Annotated in this window: 1 protein-coding gene and 2 pseudogenes; all 3 read left to right on the forward strand. The window is 69.8% G+C overall.

Features of this window, described 5'->3' with window-relative positions; all coding sequences use genetic code 11:
• Positions 1-279: pseudogene (locus ACFWF3_RS34385) on the forward strand (hypothetical protein); the annotation flags it as partial.
• Positions 276-1,592, forward strand: a complete 1,317-nt coding sequence (locus tag ACFWF3_RS34390) for an adenylosuccinate synthetase (RefSeq protein ID WP_379318204.1) — start codon at positions 276-278, stop codon at positions 1,590-1,592. The pseudogene ACFWF3_RS34385 and the gene ACFWF3_RS34390, both read left to right, overlap by 4 nt.
• 68 nt (positions 1,593-1,660) lie before the next feature.
• Positions 1,661-1,840, forward strand: a pseudogene (locus ACFWF3_RS34395) (NUDIX hydrolase); the annotation flags it as partial.

The following is a 1,840-nucleotide window of genomic DNA, read 5'->3' on the forward strand; positions in this document are numbered from 1 at the left end:
TACTACATCCTGCCGAATCAGTCGTCGTACTACCGGGATCCGGACATCGCCGAACACTGGCGGGCGTTGCTCGGGCAGAACTTCCTGAAACTCGACGACCCCGGCGCGGTCTGCGAACTGATCGCGCTGACCATCGGATTGGGCGAGGACCGGGTCGATCTTGACACCGGTCTGGCCGATCTGCGCGACGTCGGATCGAGTGATGAGGCCGATGCGGTCGGCCGAGCGCTCGGCTCGAAGCCCGGCCAGGCGCCGCGCGCGCTGCCGCCGGGGCGATGAGCCAGGTGTTCGGTGACAGGCACCTCGTCGTCGTCGATCTGGGCTTCGGTGACGCGGGCAAGGGCGCCACGGTCGACTGGTTGTGCTCGCCCGAGGCCGATCTCGGGGTGGCGGCCGTGGTGCGGTTCAACGGCGGTGCGCAGGCCGCGCACAACGTCGTGGCCGACGGTCGCCACCACACCTTCGCGCAATTCGGATCGGGGACTTTCTCGGGGGTCCCGACGCTCCTGTCGCGGCACATGCTGGTCGAGCCGATCGCGCTCGCCGCCGAGTCCGAACAGGTGGCGGCGCTCGGTGTGCACGACCCGCTCGGCCTGCTCGCCGTCGACGGCCGCGCCCTGCTGACCACGCCGATCCACATCGCGGCGAACCGTGCGCGCGAGGACGCGAGGGGTACTTCGCGGCACGGTTCCTGCGGCCGCGGTATCGGTGAAACAGCCTGGTACGCACTGGAGAACGACGCGCCGAGCGTTGCCGACTGCCGGGCTCCTGCCGTGCTGCGCGCCAAACTGGATCGGCTCGCGGCGCACTACGAGGACCTCATCGGCCCCAGCGCGCACGGGTACGAATCGATCGATGCCCTGGTGGCGATGTACGGCGATTTCGCGCGAGCCGTCCGCATCACCGGTGCGGAGGAACTCGCCCGGATCGCGCACGATGGCCGATTGGTGTTCGAGGGCGCGCAGGGTGTGTTACTCGACGAGTGGCGCGGCCTGCACCCGCACACCACCTGGTCGACGGTCGAGCCACGCAACGCCCGCGCCATGATCCGCGACATCGGCGGATCCGCCGCGGTTCTCGGCGTCACCCGCACCTATATGACCCGGCACGGCGCGGGTCCGCTGCCGACCGAAGCGCCGCTCGGTTTTCCCGAACCGCACAACGGCACCGGGCGCTATCAGGGTGCGTTTCGGCAGGGACACCTGGATCCGATCCTGCTGCGCTACGCCGTCGACGTGTGCGGCGGGATCGACGGGCTGGTCGTCAACCACCTCGACGTGCCCGGAACCCTCTGCGCCGCACAGGCATACGAGACGCCGACGGGCAGATCGGCCGTACTGGTCCCCGGCCGGTGGCGTGATCTCGATCACCAGCAGCGGCTCACCGGCCAACTCCTCGCTGCGACACCGATTCTCGTGCCGATCGACACCGACCCGGCAGCGTGGCTGGCCGAGCGGTTGCGGGTACCGGTGGTGCTGACCGGGCACGGCCCGGATCGGCGCGACCGCGCTGTCGCGGGTTCGGTCGCCGACCGGAGGGAGCGGCCCGCTGATGTCGGTCGGCAGGGAAGAATCGGAGCATCCGTACCGTGAACCGCGGTACCGGCCGGTGACAACGTACTGCGCCCGGAGCAGAGCAGCTCGAGGCAGGATGGGATGACGTGGAGCAATCCGTTGTGTCGATCGATGTGGTGACCCTGCGGTGCTGGGATGCCGACAATGGCGTCCGGATCGGCGTCGCCCCCCGCGAGTTCGAGCCGTTCACCGGCGAACTCGCCCTACCGGGTGTGCTACTCGGCCGCGGCGAACGTCTCGTCGACGCGGCCCGGCGCGCCGTCCAC

Source organism: Nocardia sp. NPDC060220 (assembly GCF_042727815.1).
GTDB lineage: Bacteria > Actinomycetota > Actinomycetes > Mycobacteriales > Mycobacteriaceae > Nocardia.

What these genes read in the sequence shown, in the direction of transcription:
- ACFWF3_RS34390 (WP_379318204.1), top strand. Translation starts at nt 276, where the DNA reads ATGAGCCAGGTGTTCGGTGACAGGCACCTCGTCGTCGTCGATCTGGGC.